Here is a 17,013-nt window from a genome sequence, read left to right on the forward strand (position 1 = left end):
CGGCACAAGCCGCCCGCTGCAACCCGCGCAATCCCGCGCATATCGAGAGAAGGAATTCTTGAATGTCCATCGACAACAGCCTCATCGGCTCGGTCATCAACGCCCTGCCACTTGACCGGATGATCTCCGGCCCCCTGCAGGCGATGATCCAGGCCCAGGTGACGGCGAGCAAAAGCTACGCGGACTTCCTCCTGGGCGTCTGCATCAGGGACGGCAAGGCCGTCTCCATCCAGTTCGACTACGACGAATCCATCGTCGACGAACAGGGTGTCTACAAAGGCACTGTGTCGCGCAAGATGCAGGTCCCGCTGCTGGCGGCCATCGCCCACCCGAACATCGTGATCGAGGAAGGCACCATCGATTTCGAACTGACCATCAGCCAGCAAGCCGAAGACACCAAGGAAACCGCCGGTTCCGCGGAGTTCGGCGCGTCCCTTGGCTGGGGTCCGTTCAAGGTCGATGTGCGCGGCCAGGTCAGCCACAAGTCGGCGCAGACGCGCAAGACCGACACCCGTGCGCGCTATGCCATCCACACCCGCGTCTCCCGCCAGGCGCCACCGGAGGCGCTGATGCGGGTGATCGACTACCTCACCGAGGCCGCGACCAAGCCGCTCACCCTGCCCGACAGCAAGGCGCAGAACCTGGACGCGCCGCCCACCGACAACGCGCTCAAGGGCCCGGAAGGCCAGGGCAAGCCGCAAGACAAGCAGCAGGCCCCCGCCTGACCCCCGCCGCACCTGAACGCCCCACCGCCCCGCCCGCCCCGGGCGGGGCACCTGTCACCTCGATAAGGAATGCCGCCCGTGGACCAGACGCCCTCCAAGGAACCGATTGCCACCAGTGATCTGTGCGACATCACCCGCGGCCTGCAGGAAGCCGCCTCCGCCACCACCGGCCTGATCGCCCAGCAGTACATCAAGCTGTTCGACCAATTCTTCGATTACGACAGCCAGGCGCTGGGGGCGCCGATGAAGGCGAAGATGGTCGAAGTGACGATGGACGACCGGCATACCCTGAAGATCCCGCTGATCGCTCTGGTCGCGCCACGCGGTCTGGCCCTGGAACGCATGCAGGTCGACCTCTCGGTGAAGATCCAGAACACCCGCCCCGCCACCGGCCAGTGCGCCGAGGCCGGGCACCAGCGCTTCTTCGTCAAGGTCGGCCAGCAGACCCGCCGCCAGGGTGACGCCCGCGACCCGGACGAAGTGCAGATCCGCATGCAGTTCCAGGCCTGCGAGCCGCCGGAAGCCCTGAACCGGCTGATCGAGGAATACACCCATCTGATCTCGCCCGTGCGCCAGCCCGATCCGCCGCCCGCCGACGACGAATTCGTCGAGGCGGCGACCGTACGCTGACCCTCAGAAATCCCTTTTGTAGAACAGGTCCAGGGAGCTGGCCAGGCCACTGGCCGCCTCCAGGTACAGGCGCTTGCTCAGCAGATAGCGCAAGGCGATGGTGTTGGCCGGCTCGAACACGCCAACACCGTAGCGCAGGCTGAGCTTCTCGGTCAGGTTGCCGCTGGCCACCACGCTGGTGCGCTGGCCACTGCCCTCGGTGTCCAACTGGAAGTCCTCGATCCCCAGGCTCGACGCCAGGCTGCCAGTGATCCCCGCGCTACCCGCCAGGCCCAGGCCCAGCGCCGCCTGCGCCAGCATGTTGTTGTCCTCGCCGGTGGTGCTCAACGGACGCCCGAGCACCAGGTACGACAGCGCCTGCTCCTGGCTCATCGCCGGTTCCGAGAACACCTGGGTGGTCGGCTGTTCGGCGCTGCCGGTCAGGCGGATGCCGGCGATCACGTCGTCGGTCTTGCGGATCGCTTCGATGTCCAGATAGGGCTGGTCGATGGGACCGGCGAACAGCAACCGCGCCCGGCGAATGGTCAGGCGCTGGCCGTAGGCGCGATAGCGACCGTCGGCCAGGCTCAGTTCGCCGCGGGTATCGAGGTTGTCGCCGATATGCACATGGCCGAGCAGATTGGCGCTGAGGCCGAAACCGCTGAACGCGAGTTTTTCCTGGCCGACCTGGACATCGATGTCCATCGCCACCTGCATCGGCGCCTTGCCCTCTTCGGTCTGATGACCAACGATCACCGTATCCTCGGACACCTTGACCGTGGACGGCGGCAGCTCGCGCACGGTGATCGTGCCCTTGGGTACCAGGACCTTGCCGCTGATCGCCAGGCGCTCGCCCTGCAGATTGATCTTCAGGTCCGGAGCCACTTCCAGCGCCGCATAGGGTTCGACATTGACCGGCAGACGCTGCCCCTGCAGCGCCAGGTCCACCATCAGCACGCGGCCCCAGCCGATCTGGCCGCGCAATTGCCCCTGACCGACCTCGCCGCTGCGCCAGTCACCGCTCAGTTGCACCTGTTCGCCAGCGATCATGGCTTGCACGCTGAGGTCGCGCAGGCTGATCGGCAACTCGGTGCCGCCGACCTCGCCCCCGGACAACACCAGGCTGCCATTGACCTGCGGCGCCAGCAGCGAGCCGGAAATCCTGCCGCTGCCATTCAATTGCCCGGCCAGGCGCTCGACCATCGGCACGAACGGCCGGGCCACCGCCAGGTCCAGGCCGCGAAGGCTGAAGTCACCACTCAGCGGCTTGTTGCGTGCCAGCGGATCGATGCGCGCCGACAGACTCAGCTCACCCAGCCGGCCGCCGCGAAAGTCCAGGCGGGTGTCGACCCGACGCGGCCCGAGGGTGCTGTCCAGACGCAGGCTCTGGTAAGGAAAATCGATCCACTGGCCTTTCTCGCGGATACGCAGGGTGCCGCCGCTGGCATCCACCTGCACCGCGCCCTTCGGCCCACTGGCCGGCAGATCGAGATTGATGTCGGCGTTGAGCTGGCCCTGCCAGGCGAAGTCTTTCGGCAGCCATTGCGCCAGGCTGTCCAGCGGGAACTGCTTGAGGTGATAGCGAATCCGCGGCTCCGGCGCCAGGCGCTGCGGATCGCCACACAGGCTGGCCTGCCCCGCGCGCCAGCAATGCGCGCCGAAATCGATCTGGCCATTGCCCAGGCGTTGCAGGGTGGCCGGTGCCTGCAGGCGCCAGTCCTGGCCACCGGCCTGGATTTCGCCGCGCGCCAGACGGCCGCGCCAGTCGCCCTTGCTGCGCTCGAATTGCCCGTCCAGGCCGAGGTCGAGCTTGAGCTGCGGGCCGTCCAGGGCCAGTTGCAGCTGCTGCTGGCGGATATCGCCCTGGCCCTTGGCGGTCAGGGTACCCAACGCGGTCTCGCCGGCGCGGATACCGCTGGCGGTGAGGTTGATCACGGCCTTCTGCGCGCGGTCGAGGCGCGCTTCGAGTTCAAGGTTCTGCAACCGGTTTTCCGCCTGCGCCAGTTGCGCGCCCTGCAACTTGAGCTGGCCTTGCGGTGCGTCAAGCGTACCGGCGACATCCAGACGCCCGGTGACCCGCCCCTGCAGTTGCGGCCAGAGCTGGCCAAGGCGTGGCAGGTTGAGGTCGACCTGTCCGGCCAGGCGCTGTTGCAGGCTGCCACTGCCGTTGATCTGGTTGTCGCCCAGGCGCACCTGCAAGGTCCCGAGGGTCCATTGCTCGCCCGCGCCTTCGGCCTTGACCTGCAACAGCGCTGGCTGGCCGCGCAGGCGGCCCTTGAGATCGAGGTCGGCGCTCAGCGAAAGCTTGTCGTTCTTCAGCTCGCCCTTGCTGCGCAACGGTCCGCCGAGGGTGCCGGGCATTTCCACGAGCCAGTAGGCGGGATCGAAATTGGACAGGTCCAGCGCCGCGTCCCAGGCCACGCCGTCGGCGAAAGCCACGCTGACACTGCCGGCGGCCTTGCCCTGCCCGGCTTCCAGGGCCAGTTGCGGCAAGCTGATCCGGCCGAGATCGCCCTTGAACGGGCTGCTCAGCTTGAACGCACCGGCGGGGCCGTCGAGGTCGCCGCTGAAATCGCCCTCGTAGTTGCCTTCGCGGTACTGCACCTGCGCCTTCAGGCGATGCAGCACCACCTGCGGCGGCGGCTCCAGCGGGTACAGGCGCAGCCAGGGGAAGTCCAGCCAGTCGAGGGTGGCCCTGGCCGTCAGGGCGTTCTGCCAGTCGGCGCTGGCGGTGAGCGTGAGGCGTTGCTCGTTGGCGGCCTGCAGGTCGAGCGCGGCCAGTTCGGCGCCCTTGGCATCGACCCGACCACGCACGGCGAGGCTGATCGGTCCGTCCTTGGCCGCCAGGTTGCCGGCACCGACCAGTTGATAACCCTTGGCCAGATCGCCATGGGCAGTGAGTTCGAGCTGCTCGAACAGCAGCGTGTCCGGGAGGCTGGCGGCGGCCTTGAACTGCGTCGCGCTGAGGTGCACCTGCGCCGGCAGATGCTCGGCCAGCGCTTGCACCTGGCCGCTCAGGCGGCCTTGCAGATAGCCGCTGCTGTCGGCCTGCAACTCCAGGCTTTTCTGCAGTTCGCCCTTGACCTGCAGCGCCAGTTGCCAGGCCTGGCCGTCCACGGCGGGCAGTTGCACCTGGCCCTCGGCCTGCAGCGGCCAGTCACCACTGGGTTGCAGCAGGCCCTGAAGTCTCAGGTGCAGGTCGTCGCGCCGGAGCTCGAGGCTGTCGATCTTCAGGCCGGCACGCGTCCAGTGCGCCGCCAGGGTCAGGCCACTCAACTGCTCGGCGCCATCCAGACGCAAGGTGCCAACCTGTACCTCGCCCAGCTCGATGGCCAGCGGCAGGTCGAGCGCGGGCAATTGCAACGGACCGCTGTCCGGATCGGTTTCGCTGGGCGCGAAGGCCAGTTCGACACTCGCCGCGTGCAACTTGTCCAGGCACAGGGTGCGGCGCAGCAGGCAGCCCGGCGACCACTCCAGCAGCGGCGCGATCAGCTCGACGCGATCGCCGCCCTGCTCCCAGAGCAGCCGCTCGGCCTGCCATTGCCGGGCCAGGCGTCCCTGGAAGTTGTCTACCGTCAGTCCCGGCACCAGCCCCAGCGCCCAGCGGCTGCCGGCCTGGGTGCCGAGCACCGCGACGATGCCGAGCAGTAACAGGAGCAGCACGGCCAGCAGGCCGATGCCCAGGGTTTTCATTACCTGCCTCACAGCTCCGGCCCCATCGAGAAGTGCAAACGAATACCGCCGTCGTCATCCAGCGCCTTGGCCAGGTCGAGGCGCAGCGGCCCCACCGGCGAGATCCAGCGCACGCCGAAACCGACCCCGGTCTTGAGGCTGGGCAACTCCAGGTTGTTGAAGGCGTTGCCCTGGTCGACGAAAGTCGCCAGGCGCCATTTATCGGCGACCTGATACTGATACTCGGCACTGCCGGCGACCATGTAGCGCCCGCCGATACGGTCGCCATCGCTGTTTTCCGGGGACAGGGTCTGGTAGTCGTAGCCGCGCACGCTCTGGTCGCCACCGGCGAAGAAGCGCAGCGACGGCGGCACCGACTTGTAGCCATTGGTGGCACTGCCGCCGAACTGCGCCCGGCCGAGAAAGCGATGGTTCTGCCCGAGGGTGGTCAGGCCCTTGAGCAGCACCGTGCCATTGAACAGGTTGGTATCGGAGAGCAGACCCTCCTTGGCCACTCGCGCATCGAACTGGATGCGATAGCCATTGTGCGGGTCGATGCGGTTGTCGCTGCGCAGATAGGTGTAGCTGATGCCCGGCATCAGCAGCGTGCTCAGCCCCGAGTCGTCGCCGAGCCGATATTCCTCGCGCTGCCATTTCAGCGAGACCACCCGTTGCCAGCCACTGGGCAGCTTGCTGTGCCATTCCGGGCCGACGGTGAGGAGCTTGCTGAGGGTGTCGGTGTTGGCGATCTCTTCGTTCTGATAACCGCCGGCGAAACGCAGCTTGTCGGTCAGCGGCGGATCCAGGGGAATGTCGTACCACATCCCGATGTTCTGCCGCGGCGCCGACAGTTCGCTCTCGATGCCGTAGCTGTGGCCCTGCGGGTTGACCCAGTGGCGGGTCCAGTTGGCCTTGCCGCGCGGCCCGACGTCGGTCGAGAAGCCCAGGCCCAGGCCCATGGTCCGCGGCTTGCGGGTCTGCACGTCGACCGCCACCGGGATGCTCTGGCCGACCGCGGCGCTCGGCGCGGCATCGACCCGTACCCCTTCGAAGTAGCCGCTGGACTGCAGGGCGTTGTTCAGTTCGGCGATCAGTTCCGAGTCGTAGGGCGTGCCTTGCTTGAACGGCACCATGCGTTGCAGCAGCGCTTCGTCGAACGGCGAGTCGCCCTCGAACTGCACCTTGCCGAGGGTGAAGCGCGGGCCGCTGGCGTAGATCAGTTCGATATCGGCGATCCCGGCGGCCGGGTCCACCGACAGGCGATTGCGGGTGAAACGGCCGTTGAAGAAGCCATAGCGCGAGGCCTGGTTCTGGATCAGACGCTTGGCGTCCTCGTAGTGCCCATGGTTGAGCACCTCGCCACTGCGCAGCGCCTTGCTGTCGGGAATGCGGAATGCCTTGAGTTCGCTGGCCGGCCCTTCGATGCGCACGCTGACGTTGCGCAGATGGATCGGCTCGCCGGGTTCGATCGTCAAACGCAGGCGCGGGCCCTTGTCTTCGTCGCGCGGCGGCAACACCTCGCTGGCGATCCGCGGCTGGTAGTAGCCCAATGCCTGGGCGGCCTTGCGGGCCTGCTCCTCGGCGCCACGGCTGAAGCGCAGCAGCGCCTCTTCGTCGCGTTCGCCGAGGCTTCCGATATAGCCTTCGACATTGGCCTTGAGTGCGTTGTTGGCGGGTTTGATGCGGATAACCAGTTCACTCTGCGCCGCGGCCGCGAGACTGCTGGCCAGGCACAGGATCAAACCACAGGTGAAGCGTCCTGAATACGTCATAGGCGCGGATGCTACCAGAGCCAGGCGCCGGCTTGCATGTCGAAAGCCGTCTGCCATCGGCCCCGGTCAGGCCCGTGCCCGCTCGATCCGTTGCGGACTGGGATGGAAGAACAGATGTTCGCGGATCGGCCCGACCGCCACCTCGCCGATTTCCACGTAGCCCTGGCGCTGATAGAACGCCAGGTAATGTTCATTGCCGGTATCGAGTACCACGCCACGGGAGGTTTCATCCTCCGCGCACCAGTCGTGCACCGCCGCCAGCAGTTGCTCGCCGTAGTGCTGTCCCTGGAACTGCGGATGGATACCCAGCAACGGCAGGATGTGCACGGCATCACCCGGCAGACAGGCCATGAGCGCGGCGCGGTATTCGAGGTAGCGGCGGGTGCAGCGAAAGCCGGTGGACAGGACCATGCGCATGCGCCAGGCCCAGCTCTCGGTGACGCCGAGACGGCGCACCGGCGGCGAGATCAGGGCGATGCCGATCAGCCGGTCATCCACCAGCAGCCCGAGGGCCGGCAGGTCCTGGAGGAAATGCTGGCGAACCCGCTCGCGCACCAGCGCCCGCACCCGCTGGTCGAAGCCCGGCCGCTCGGCCTCGAACAGATAGCCGTAGGTGGGTTCGTGGCGATAGGCGTGGTACAGCAGCGAGCGTGCCTCGCGGCTGTAGCCACCGTCGAGCAGACGCACTTCAGCCGGCACGGGGGTCGATTCGGGCATGTTCACGGGTCTCCTGATGGCGGTTGGGCATGGCCTTTCGAGGGGTGGGCGGCGCCAACGTTCCTTGCTGATCGGGATGGAGTATAGGCGGGGATCGGCAGCCGCTCCGGTACTGGCCGATGACGCCGTTGTCGGCTAGCATCCTGCCTTTTACCCAGGATTGTCCTTCCATGAAGATCGTCTCGTTCAACATCAACGGCCTGCGCGCCCGACCGCACCAACTGGCGGCGTTGATCGACAAGCACCAGCCGGATGTGATCGGCCTGCAGGAAACCAAGGTCGCCGACGATCAGTTCCCGCTGGAAGACGTCCAGGCCCTCGGTTACCACGTGCACTACCACGGACAGAAAGGCCACTACGGGGTCGCCCTGCTCTCGCGCCAGGCTCCGTTGAGCCTGCACAAGGGCTTCCACACCGACGACGAGGACGCTCAGCGCCGCTTCATCTGGGGCACCTTCGCCGACGCCGACGGCACCCCGGTGACCATCATGAACGGCTACTTCCCCCAGGGCGAAAGCCGCGACCACCCCACCAAGTTCCCGGCCAAGCAGCGCTTCTACGCCGATCTGCAGGCCCTGCTGGAAACCCGGTTCAAGAACGACCAGCCACTGGTGGTCATGGGTGACGTCAACATCTCTCCGCAAGACTGCGATATCGGCATCGGCGCGGACAACGCCAAGCGCTGGCTGAAGACCGGCAAGTGCAGCTTCCTCCCGGAAGAACGCGAGTGGATGGAGAAACTCAAAGCCTGGGGGCTGACCGACAGCTTCCGCCATCTGTATCCGGACGTGACCGACCAGTTCAGCTGGTTCGACTATCGCAGCCGTGGTTTCGAAGTCGAGCCCAAGCGCGGCCTGCGCATCGACCTGATCATGACCTCCCATGGGCTGCTGCCACGGGTCAAGGCCGCCGGGGTCGACTATGAATTGCGCGGGATGGAGAAGCCTTCGGACCATGCGCCGATCTGGCTCGAGCTGAGCTGATTACCTGTCCGGGCCTGCTTTGCGGGCCCGGTCACACTTCTGTCACCTGCCTGTCTTAATCTGCCGAAACCTTCGTTTCGCGAGCCCCCGACGGCAATGACCCGCCTCTGTGCCCTTCTTCTGGCCCTGCTCACACCCCTGGCGATTGCCGATACCCTGCGCATCCAGGGCTCCAACACCATCGGCGCGACACTGGCACCGGCACTGGTCCGTGGCCTGCTGCAAAGCCGCGGTATCAGCGAGATCCACAGCGAACCCGGGGCGCAGGCCAACGAAGTGCGGATCCGCGGCGGCGACATCCAGGTAGACATCGCCGCCCACGGCAGCAGCACCGGTTTCGTCGCCCTGAAAGCAGGCGATGCCGAACTCGCCGCCGCCTCGCGACCGATCAAGGACAGCGAAGTGGCCGATCTCCAGGCCCTCGGCAACCTGACCAGCGCCGAGGCCGAGCAGGTCATCGCCCTCGATGGGGTCGCGGTGCTGGTGCACCCTGACAATCCGCTGCCGCAACTGACCATCGAACAATTGGCGCGCATCTTTTCCGGGCAGATCGCCAGTTGGGAAGAACTCGGCGTCGGTGGCGGGCCGATCCAGTTGTATGCCCGCGACGATCGCTCCGGCACCTGGGAAACCTTCAAGGCCCTGGTCCTCGATCCGCATGGACAGCGTCTGGCCGACAGCGCCCGACGCTTCGAGTCCGGCGAGGAACTGGCCGAGGCGGTGCGTCAGGACCGCCACGCCATCGGTTTCAGCAGCTTGAGCACGGTGCACGGTGCGCGGGTCCTGGCGGTCGCCGATGGTGCTTCGCGGGCCCTGCTGCCAAGCCCCGCGCAGATCGCCAGCGAGGACTACCCGCTGTCCCGTCGCCTGTATTTCTATCTGCCACCGGCGCAAGGCAATCCCCTCGCCCGCGCCCTGCTGGATTTCACCCAGAGCCCGCGCGGGCAGGCCATCGTCGCCAGCAACGGCTTCATCGACCAGCGCGTGCGCACCCTCAGCGAACCACCCCAGGCCGACATGCCGCCGAGCTACCGGCGCCTGTCCGGCGAGGCCCAGCGCCTGTCGGTCAACTTCCGTTTCCAGGAAGGCAGCGCAACCCTCGACAACAAGGCCCAGCGCGATGTCCAGCGCCTGGTGGACTACCTGAAGCAGAACCGCAAACTGGAGCGCAAGGTCGTGCTGGTAGGCTTCGGTGACGCCAAGGACGACGCTCGCCGCGCCTTTCTGCTCTCGCGCCTGCGGGCCATGGCGGTGCGTCGCGAACTGGTCAGGCAGGGTGTGACGCTGCGCGAAGTCATCGGCCTGGGTGCGGAACTGCCGGTGGCGGCCAACACCGACACCCAGGGGCGAATTCGCAATCGCCGTGTCGAAGCCTGGGTTTATTGAAGGAAAATTCCGTAAACCTTGTAAGACCTTGTAACGCTCTCATCCCGCTCCCGCCCCATTCCGCGACTAGGCTCAAGCCTGTGACGCCGGGCCCCTCTGACGGTTCGCCAACCGCCATGTCGGAGTCACTTCTTCGACATCGGGAGGGGCTCATGACAGCTCTGCATGATTTTTTCAGCGCCGAATTCCTCGGCACCAGCAGCCTGCTCTGGCTGGCTTTCATCGCTATCGTCATCGCCCTGCTGGTCTTCGACCTCGGGGTCCTGCACCGCGACCAGCACGAAATCGAAATGCGCGAGAGCCTGCTGCTGTACGCCGGCTACTTCAGCGTCGGCCTGATGTTCGGCGGCTGGATCTGGTACGAACTGGGCGCGCAGAGTGCTCTGGAGTTCTACACCGGGCTGCTGGTGGAGCAGTCGCTGTCGATGGACAACGTGTTCGTCATGGCGATGATCTTCGGCTTTTTCGGGATTCCCCGGCGCTACCAGCACCGCGTGCTGTTCTGGGGGATTCTCGGCGTGGTGCTGCTGCGGGCGATCATGATCGGTGTCGGCAGCGCACTGGTGAAGGAGTTCGACTGGATTCTCTACGTCTTCGGCGCCTTCCTGCTGCTGACCGGGGTGAAGATGCTGTTCAGCCGCCAGGAGGCCCATCCGGACCTGGCCAACAACCCGCTGGTCCGCTTCATCAGAAAGCACATGCGGGTCACCGATCGGTTGCACGAAGGGCACTTCTTCGTGCGCCTGACGCCCCCCGGGCAGACCCGGGCGCTGCTCTACGCCACGCCCCTGTTCCTCGCCCTGGTGCTGATCGAACTGGCCGACCTGGTGTTCGCCGTGGACAGCGTGCCGGCGATCTTCGCCATCACCCAGGACCCGTTCATCGTCTACACCTCGAACATCTTCGCCATTCTCGGCCTGCGCGCGCTGTACTTCGCCCTGGCGGCGCTGATGCACCGCTTCGTCTACCTCAAGTACGCGCTGGCGCTGGTGCTGATCTTCATCGGCGGGAAGATCTTCCTGCACGGGTTCATCGGCAAGATTCCGGCGCTGCTGTCGCTGGGGGTGACGTTCGGCTTGCTGGCGGGAGGGGTGGTGCTGTCGCTGTTCAAGACGCGGGAAACTGTAGAAGAAAAAGGTTGAGGCTGTTGGAGCTGCTTCGCAGCCCTTCGCGAGCAAGCTCGCTCCCACAAGAACTGCGCCGATCGGCCTTTCCTTGTGGGAGCGAGCTTGCTCGCGAAGGGCCGCAAAGCGGCCCCAGAAACCTCAATGGCTGCTACGCAGCATCTCCGCCGGCACGTACTTGCCGACCTCGTACTTGCCGATCGCCGCCCGGTGCACCTCATCCGGCCCGTCCGCCAGACGCAGGCTGCGCTGCAAGGCGTACATGTAGGCCAGCGGGAAGTCCCCGGACACCCCGGCGCCACCATGGATCTGGATCGCCCGGTCGATCACCTTCAGGGCGATGTTCGGCGCCACCACCTTGATCTGGGCGATTTCGCTGCGGGCCACCTTGTTGCCAACGGTGTCCATCATGTACGCCGCCTTCAGGGTCAGCAGGCGAGCCATGTCGATTTCCATCCGCGAGTCGGCGATCTTGTCGATGTTGCCACCCAGCCGCGCCAACGGGCGACCGAAGGCGGTGCGCTCCACCGAACGCTTGCACATCAGTTCCAGCGCCCGTTCGGCCATGCCGATGGAACGCATGCAGTGGTGGATGCGACCCGGGCCGAGACGGCCCTGGGCGATCTCGAAACCGCGCCCCTCGCCCAGCAGCACGTTTTCATAAGGCACCCGCACATTCTCGAACAGCACTTCGGCGTGGCCATGCGGCGCGTCGTCATAACCGAACACCGGCAGCGGCCGAACGATCTTCACCCCCGGCGTATCGGTGGGCACGAGGATCATCGAATGCTGCTGGTGGCGCGGGTTGTCCGGATTGCTCAGGCCCATGAAGATCATCACTTTGCAGCGCGGATCGCAGGCACCGGAGGTCCACCATTTGCGGCCATTGATGACCCACTCGTCGCCATCGCGCACGGCGCGGGCGGCCATGTTGGTGGCGTCCGACGACGCCACGCCCGGTTCGGTCATGGCGAAGGCGGAACGGATCTCGCCGCGCAGCAGCGGTTCCAGCCATTGGCGCTTCTGTTCCTCGTTGGCATAACGCACCAGCACTTCCATGTTGCCGGTGTCCGGCGCCGAGCAGTTGAACGGCTCCGGCCCGAGCAGCGAGCGGCCCATGATTTCGGCCAGCGGCGCGTATTCCAGGTTGGTCAACCCGGCACCCAGTTCCGACTCGGGCAGGAACAGGTTCCACAGGCCTTCGGCCTTGGCCTTGTTCTTCAGTTCTTCCATGATGGCCGTCGGCTGCCAGCGATCACCCTCGGCGACCTGCTGATCGAACACCGCTTCGGCGGGATAGACATAGGCATCCATGAACGCGGTGACACGTTCGCGCAGGGCCTGGACCTTGGGGGAATATGCGAAATCCATGAGCAGTACCTTCATTGGGAAAGGGGTCTGGAATGGATGCTAGATCACCGAGCAAAATCCACCTAGTCTATTTTCGGCGTGTATAAACATTCATAAGCGATATATGATCGACCCATAACACCAACAAGAGTGGCGCCCATGAACCTGAACAAGGTCGACCTCAATCTGTTCATCGTCTTCGATGCGATCTACACCGAAGCCAACCTGACCCGTGCCGGGCAGATCGTCGGCATCACTCAGCCGGCGGTATCCAACGCCCTGGCGCGGCTGCGCGAGACATTCAACGACCCGCTGTTCGTGCGCACCGCCCAGGGAATGGTACCGACGCCCATGGCGCAGAACATCATCGGTCCGGTGCGCAATGCCCTGTCGCTGCTGCGGGTGTCGGTGCAGGAAAGCCGCATCTTCAATCCCCTGCAGGCGAACAAGACCTTCCGCATCAGCATGACCGACCTCACCGAGGCGGTGATCCTGCCGCCGCTGTTCCAGCGTCTGCACCGCCTGGCGCCAGCGGTGGTGATCGAAAGCTTCCTGTGCAAGCGCCGCGAAACCACCAAGGAACTGGCCGCCGGCCGTCTCGACTTCGCCGTCGACGCCCCGCTCAACACCGACCCGCAGGTGCGCCACGTCAAGCTGATACAGGATCAGTTCGTCTGCGCCCTGCGCCAGGGTCATCCGCTGGCGAAAGGCAAGCTCAGCCTCGACGAGTACATGGGGCTGACCCACATCCATATTTCCAGTCGGCGCAATGGCCTGGGCTATGTCGACCTGGCGCTGGGCAAGATGGGCCTGCAGCGGCGCATCGCCCTGCGCTCGCAGCATTACCTGATGGCCTCGCAGGTCATGCAGCAGACCGATATGGTGATGACCGTACCCGAGCGTTTCGCCCGCCGGCACAACCTCAACTATGTGAGCCTGCCGGTGAACGGCGTGCCGCCGCTGGAAACCCATCTGTACTGGCACGAAAGCACCGACCAGGACCCGGCCAACCGCTGGATGCGCGAGCAGATGATCGAGCTGTGCCAGGCGGTGATGGCGCAGGATGAAGCGCAGCAGTAGACGCAAAAGACAATCGCGGAGCCAGGGAATGCGTGGTTCCCTGACTCCGCGATTGTGATGTTGCCCAGGATTGTCTGGTGTCCTCGAGGGCCCTATCGCTGGCAAGCCAGCGCCCACAAGGTCCGCGCCGTACTCAGGCCCACCGGTCGACACGAAACCTTGTGTGAGCTGGCTTGCCAGCGATAGGGCCCTCGAGAACACCGGAAGATCAGAAGGTCATTTCCTTCACATCATCGGCGACGATCAGCTTGCCCGCGGTCTTCTCGATGATTTCCTCGACACTCACCCCCGGCGCGGTCTCCTTGAGGATGAAGGCGCCGTTTTCGATTTCCAGGTAGGCCAGGTCGGTCAGCACCTTGCGGATGCAGCCGGCACCGGTCAGCGGCAGGCTGCAGCGCGGCAGCAGCTTGGATTCGCCGTCCTTGGAGGCGTGGGTCATGGTGACGATGATGTTCTCGGCACCGGCCACCAGGTCCATCGCCCCGCCCATGCCCTTGACCAGCTTGCCGGGAATCATCCAGGAGGCGATGTTGCCTTGCACATCGACCTCGAACGCACCCAGTACGGTCAGGTCGACATGACCGCCGCGGATCATGGCGAAGGACTCGGCGGAGTTGAAGATCGAGGCGCCACGACGGGCGGTCACGGTCTGTTTGCCGGCGTTGATCATGTCGGCATCGATCTGGCCTTCGGTGGGGAACTCGCCCATGCCGAGCAGACCGTTTTCCGATTGCAGCATCACATCCATATCCGCCGGGACGTAGTTGGCCACCAGGGTCGGGATACCGATGCCGAGGTTGACGTAGTAGCCGTCCTTGAGTTCGCGGGCGACGCGCTGGGCCATTTGTTCGCGGGTAAGTGCCATGGTCAGGATCTCTTCGTTGTTCTTGTGCGGGGACGGATCAGGCTTTGACGGTGCGCTTTTCGATGCGCTTCTCGAAGGTGCCGACGATGACCCGGTCGACATAGATGCCCGGGGTGTGGATCTCGCTCGGCAGCAGTACGCCCGGCTCGACGATTTCCTCGACCTCGACCACGGTGATCCTGCCGGCGGTGGCGGCCAGCGGGTTGAAGTTCTGCGCGGTGTTGCGGTACACCACGTTGCCGTAGTGGTCGGCCTTCCAGCCCTTGACGATGGCGAAGTCACCGGTGATGGCTTCTTCGAGGATGTACGGGCGACCGTTGAACTCGCGCACTTCCTTGCCTTCGGCGACCGGGGTGCCGTAGCCGGTGGCGGTGTAGAACGCCGGAATGCCGGCACCGCCAGCGCGCATCTTCTCGGCCAGGGTGCCTTGCGGGGTCAGTTCCACTTCCAGCTCGCCGCTGAGCAGCTGGCGCTCGAACTCGGCGTTCTCGCCAACGTAGGAGGCGACCATCTTGCGGATCTGGCGGTCTTCCAGGAGCACACCGAGACCGAAGCCGTCGACGCCGCAGTTGTTCGACACAACGGTCAGGCCGCTGACGCCACGGCGCTTGATCTCGGCGATAAGGTTCTCGGGGATGCCGCACAGACCGAAACCGCCGGCCAGTACCGTCATGTTGTCGGTCAGGCCTTCGAGGGCCTGTTCATAGGTTGCTACGCGCTTGTCCAGTCCGGCCATGTGATCCGCCTTGTTGTCGTTGTAGGAGCCCGACGGGTTGTCGGGAAGCGTCTGACGCGCATCTTCACTCGGCTCGACTGATTTGTTAATTTTGTTTTTTTCATTGATTGATTTGGAATTCAAAACAATCCCATGAACCTCAAACAACTGCGCGCCTTCGTCGCCGTCGCCACCTGCCAGAGCTTCGCCCAGGCCTGCGAGCACCTGCACCTGTCGCAACCGGCCCTGAGCCTGACCATCAAGAGTCTTGAAGAGCAGTTGGGCGGCGCCCTGCTCAGTCGTACCACCCGCAGCGTCAACCTGACCCCGGAGGGCGAGGTGCTGCTGCCGCTGGCGCGGCAACTGCTGGCGGACTGGGACAATACCGAGGAACTGCTGCGCCAGCGCTTCACCCTGCAACTGGGCCGGGTGTCCATCGCCGCCATGCCGGCCTTCGCCGGCAACCTGTTGCCGCCGGTGCTCAAGCTGTTCCGCGAGCGTTACCCGCGGGTCAATGTCACGGTGCACGACGTCATCAACGAACAGGTGCTGGAACTGGTGCGTCACCGCCGGGTCGAGCTGGGTATCGGTTTCGAACCGGAGGCCGGCGAGCCGTTGCTGTTCAGGCCGTTGTACCTGGACCGTTTCGTGGCCGTGGTCCCGAAGGATTCGCCGCTGGCCGGGCAGGCCCAGGTCAGTTGGAAAGAGCTGCTGCGCGAGGACTTCATCGCCCTGCAACGCCCGTCGGCGGTACGCCTGCTGCTGGAGCGGCATGTGGCGGCGGACCATGGCAAGCTGGCGGTCGCCTTCGAAAGCCATCAGTTGTCTACCATTGGCCGGATGGTCGCCAATGGCCTGGGGGTCAGTGCGGTGCCGGCCCTGTGCATCGGCCAGATGCGCGAACTGGGAGCACAGTGCGTGCCCCTGGTGGAGCCGAGTATCGAACGGCGGATCGGCGTGACCCTGCTGGCGGGTCACAAGCTGTCGGCGGCGGCGCAGGCGGTGCTCGACGTGCTGGTGGAGCACGTCACGGATCCGGCGTTGGGATAATGTTCCGGGACCGCCTTGCGGTCCTTTCGCGGGCAAGCCACGCTCCTACGGCGCAATGCAGGCCCGCTGTTCCGCAGGAGCGTGGCTTGCCCGCGAAAGGGCCGCAAAGCGGCCCCTATTTACAACAGGAGGTTTTCTGACAATGCGCCAAACCAATCTCGGCAACCACCAGGTTCCCGTCATCGGCCAGGGCACCTGGTACATGGGCGAGGACCCCGGCCAGCGCCGTCGCGAAGTCGCCGCCCTGCAACAGGGCATCGACCTCGGCCTGACCCTGATCGACACCGCGGAGATGTACGCCGAAGGCGGTGCCGAGGAAGTGCTCGGCGAAGCCCTGGTCGGCCGTCGCGATCAGGTTTTCCTGGTCAGCAAGGTCTATCCGCACAACGCCAGCCGCAAGGGTGCCATCGCCGCCTGCGAAGGCAGCCTCGCCCGCCTGGCCACCGACCATATCGACCTGTACCTGCTGCACTGGCGCGGCCAGTACCCGCTGGAAGAAACCGTCGAGGCCTTCGAGCGCCTGCGCGAGGCCGGCAAGATCGGCCGCTGGGGCGTCTCGAACTTCGACACCGACGACCTGCGCGAACTGGCCAACCCCGCCTGCGCCACCAACCAGGTGCTGTACAACCCGGAACAGCGCGGCATCGAATTCGACCTGCTGCCCTGGTGCCGCGAGCGGCAGATGCCGGTCATGGCCTACTGTCCGCTGGCCCAGGCCGGGCGCCTGCTGCGCCAGCCGGTGCTGGCGCGGATCGCCGAACGCCACGGCGTCACCCCGGCCCAGGTCAGCCTGGCCTGGGTCACACGCGAGGACGGCGTGATCGCCATTCCCAAGGCGGTGGAGCCCCGCCATGTGCAGCTCAATGCCGCGGCGGGTCGCTTGCAACTGACCGGCGAAGACCTGCGCGAGCTGGACCAGGCGTTTGCGCCACCGACCCGCAAGCAGCGCCTGGCCATGGTCTGAA

At 65.5% G+C, this 17,013-nt stretch carries 14 protein-coding genes; 8 read left to right on the plus strand and 6 right to left on the minus strand.

Going from position 1 to position 17,013, the window contains the following annotated elements:
- Positions 1 to 62: 62 nt before the first annotated feature.
- Both CHB99_RS13445 and CHB99_RS13450 read left to right on the plus strand, forming a co-directional pair.
- Entirely contained in the window at positions 63 to 725 is a 663-nt protein-coding gene (locus tag CHB99_RS13445; protein WP_042125513.1) for a DUF2589 domain-containing protein, read from the plus strand.
- 69 nt (positions 726 to 794) lie between these two features.
- Complete coding sequence (locus CHB99_RS13450; protein ID WP_428977843.1) at positions 795 to 1,355, plus strand: DUF2589 domain-containing protein; 561 nt, start codon at positions 795 to 797, stop codon at positions 1,353 to 1,355.
- Between the two features lie 3 nt (positions 1,356 to 1,358).
- On the opposite strand, the gene CHB99_RS13455 is transcribed toward CHB99_RS13450, so the two are convergent.
- The 3 genes from CHB99_RS13455 to CHB99_RS13465 all read right to left on the minus strand — a co-directional run bounded on the left by CHB99_RS13455 (position 1,359) and on the right by CHB99_RS13465 (position 7,495).
- Positions 1,359 to 5,027 (minus strand): translocation/assembly module TamB domain-containing protein, encoded by a 3,669-nt coding sequence (locus CHB99_RS13455; protein ID WP_377697627.1) that lies wholly within the window; start codon positions 5,025 to 5,027, stop codon positions 1,359 to 1,361.
- 8 nt (positions 5,028 to 5,035) lie between these two features.
- Complete coding sequence (locus tag CHB99_RS13460; protein ID WP_042125519.1) at positions 5,036 to 6,778, minus strand: autotransporter assembly complex protein TamA; 1,743 nt, start codon at positions 6,776 to 6,778, stop codon at positions 5,036 to 5,038.
- Between the two features lie 66 nt (positions 6,779 to 6,844).
- Positions 6,845 to 7,495: a GNAT family N-acetyltransferase gene (locus tag CHB99_RS13465; protein WP_042125520.1), complete on the minus strand. Its 651-nt coding sequence runs from the start codon at positions 7,493 to 7,495 to the stop codon at positions 6,845 to 6,847.
- Between the two features lie 170 nt (positions 7,496 to 7,665).
- On the opposite strand from CHB99_RS13465, the gene xthA reads away from it, so the two are divergent.
- From xthA to CHB99_RS13480, 3 genes are all read left to right on the plus strand, one after another.
- Entirely contained in the window at positions 7,666 to 8,478 is an 813-nt protein-coding gene (gene xthA, locus CHB99_RS13470) for an exodeoxyribonuclease III (RefSeq protein ID WP_042125523.1), read from the plus strand.
- A 96-nt stretch (positions 8,479 to 8,574) separates the two neighbouring features.
- Complete coding sequence (locus tag CHB99_RS13475; RefSeq protein WP_042125525.1) at positions 8,575 to 9,864, plus strand: substrate-binding domain-containing protein; 1,290 nt, start codon at positions 8,575 to 8,577, stop codon at positions 9,862 to 9,864.
- 152 nt (positions 9,865 to 10,016) lie between these two features.
- Positions 10,017 to 11,006, plus strand: a complete 990-nt coding sequence (locus tag CHB99_RS13480; RefSeq protein WP_042125527.1) for a TerC family protein — start codon at positions 10,017 to 10,019, stop codon at positions 11,004 to 11,006.
- A gap of 123 nt (positions 11,007 to 11,129) precedes the next feature.
- On the opposite strand, the gene CHB99_RS13485 is transcribed toward CHB99_RS13480, so the two are convergent.
- A complete protein-coding gene (locus CHB99_RS13485) occupies positions 11,130 to 12,359 on the minus strand; it encodes an acyl-CoA dehydrogenase (protein WP_042125529.1) in 1,230 nt (409 codons plus the stop codon).
- 138 nt (positions 12,360 to 12,497) lie between these two features.
- Between CHB99_RS13485 and CHB99_RS13490 the strand changes: the two genes are divergently transcribed.
- A complete protein-coding gene (locus CHB99_RS13490) occupies positions 12,498 to 13,418 on the plus strand; it encodes a LysR family transcriptional regulator (RefSeq protein ID WP_042125531.1) in 921 nt (306 codons plus the stop codon).
- A gap of 208 nt (positions 13,419 to 13,626) precedes the next feature.
- On the opposite strand, the gene CHB99_RS13495 is transcribed toward CHB99_RS13490, so the two are convergent.
- Positions 13,627 to 14,283 (minus strand): CoA transferase subunit B, encoded by a 657-nt coding sequence (locus CHB99_RS13495; protein WP_042125533.1) that lies wholly within the window; start codon positions 14,281 to 14,283, stop codon positions 13,627 to 13,629.
- A gap of 37 nt (positions 14,284 to 14,320) precedes the next feature.
- Positions 14,321 to 15,019, minus strand: a complete 699-nt coding sequence (locus CHB99_RS13500) for a CoA transferase subunit A (protein ID WP_042125535.1) — start codon at positions 15,017 to 15,019, stop codon at positions 14,321 to 14,323.
- A 132-nt stretch (positions 15,020 to 15,151) separates the two neighbouring features.
- Here CHB99_RS13500 and CHB99_RS13505 point away from each other — a divergent pair, with 132 nt between their 5' ends.
- Both CHB99_RS13505 and CHB99_RS13510 read left to right on the plus strand, forming a co-directional pair.
- Complete coding sequence (locus tag CHB99_RS13505) at positions 15,152 to 16,048, plus strand: LysR family transcriptional regulator (protein WP_042125537.1); 897 nt, start codon at positions 15,152 to 15,154, stop codon at positions 16,046 to 16,048.
- Between the two features lie 142 nt (positions 16,049 to 16,190).
- A complete protein-coding gene (locus CHB99_RS13510; protein ID WP_042125539.1) occupies positions 16,191 to 17,012 on the plus strand; it encodes an aldo/keto reductase in 822 nt (273 codons plus the stop codon).
- Position 17,013 lies beyond the last annotated feature (1 nt).

It is taken from the genome of Pseudomonas japonica, from assembly GCF_900188455.1.
GTDB lineage: Bacteria > Pseudomonadota > Gammaproteobacteria > Pseudomonadales > Pseudomonadaceae > Aquipseudomonas > Aquipseudomonas japonica.

Coding starts and splice junctions, on each gene's coding strand:
- CHB99_RS13485 (WP_042125529.1), bottom strand. CDS start 12,359: ATGGATTTCGCATATTCCCCCAAGGTCCAGGCCCTGCGCGAACGTGTC.
- CHB99_RS13500 (WP_042125535.1), bottom strand. CDS start 15,019: ATGGCCGGACTGGACAAGCGCGTAGCAACCTATGAACAGGCCCTCGAA.
- CHB99_RS13505 (WP_042125537.1), top strand. CDS start 15,152: ATGAACCTCAAACAACTGCGCGCCTTCGTCGCCGTCGCCACCTGCCAG.
- CHB99_RS13465 (WP_042125520.1), bottom strand. CDS start 7,495: ATGCCCGAATCGACCCCCGTGCCGGCTGAAGTGCGTCTGCTCGACGGT.
- CHB99_RS13450 (WP_428977843.1), top strand. CDS start 795: ATGCCGCCCGTGGACCAGACGCCCTCCAAGGAACCGATTGCCACCAGT.
- CHB99_RS13455 (WP_377697627.1), bottom strand. CDS start 5,027: ATGAAAACCCTGGGCATCGGCCTGCTGGCCGTGCTGCTCCTGTTACTG.
- CHB99_RS13460 (WP_042125519.1), bottom strand. CDS start 6,778: ATGACGTATTCAGGACGCTTCACCTGTGGTTTGATCCTGTGCCTGGCC.
- CHB99_RS13495 (WP_042125533.1), bottom strand. CDS start 14,283: ATGGCACTTACCCGCGAACAAATGGCCCAGCGCGTCGCCCGCGAACTC.
- CHB99_RS13480 (WP_042125527.1), top strand. CDS start 10,017: ATGACAGCTCTGCATGATTTTTTCAGCGCCGAATTCCTCGGCACCAGC.
- CHB99_RS13445 (WP_042125513.1), top strand. CDS start 63: ATGTCCATCGACAACAGCCTCATCGGCTCGGTCATCAACGCCCTGCCA.
- CHB99_RS13510 (WP_042125539.1), top strand. CDS start 16,191: ATGCGCCAAACCAATCTCGGCAACCACCAGGTTCCCGTCATCGGCCAG.
- xthA (WP_042125523.1), top strand. CDS start 7,666: ATGAAGATCGTCTCGTTCAACATCAACGGCCTGCGCGCCCGACCGCAC.
- CHB99_RS13490 (WP_042125531.1), top strand. CDS start 12,498: ATGAACCTGAACAAGGTCGACCTCAATCTGTTCATCGTCTTCGATGCG.
- CHB99_RS13475 (WP_042125525.1), top strand. CDS start 8,575: ATGACCCGCCTCTGTGCCCTTCTTCTGGCCCTGCTCACACCCCTGGCG.